The sequence below is a fragment of the Neobacillus sp. MER 74 genome, assembly GCF_023714155.1.
Map to the genome: position 1 here is coordinate 1 of NZ_JAMAUV010000100.1, position 287 is coordinate 287.

At 49.5% G+C, this 287-nt stretch carries 1 tRNA gene and 1 rRNA gene; both read right to left on the reverse strand.

Features of this window, described 5'->3' with window-relative positions:
• Positions 1-77 (reverse strand) — tRNA-Ile (locus tag M3610_RS27685).
• Positions 78-179: 102 nt separating this feature from the next.
• Positions 180-287 (reverse strand): 16S ribosomal RNA (locus M3610_RS27690); the annotation flags it as partial.

A 287-nucleotide genomic window follows, 5' to 3' on the forward strand; every position in this document is an offset into this window, starting at 1 on the left:
TGGTGGGCCTAAATGGACTCGAACCATCGACCTCACGCTTATCAGGCGTGCGCTCTAACCAGCTGAGCTATAGGCCCCCACTTCAAAAATATGAGAGAGATTGCACTCTCAAAACTAAACAAACAAAAATCGCAAACAAACTATTTTGTCTGGCTCACATGTCCAGCTTATATCCTTAGAAAGGAGGTGATCCAGCCGCACCTTCCGATACGGCTACCTTGTTACGACTTCACCCCAATCATCTGTCCCACCTTAGGCGGCTGGCTCCTTACGGTTACCCCACCGAC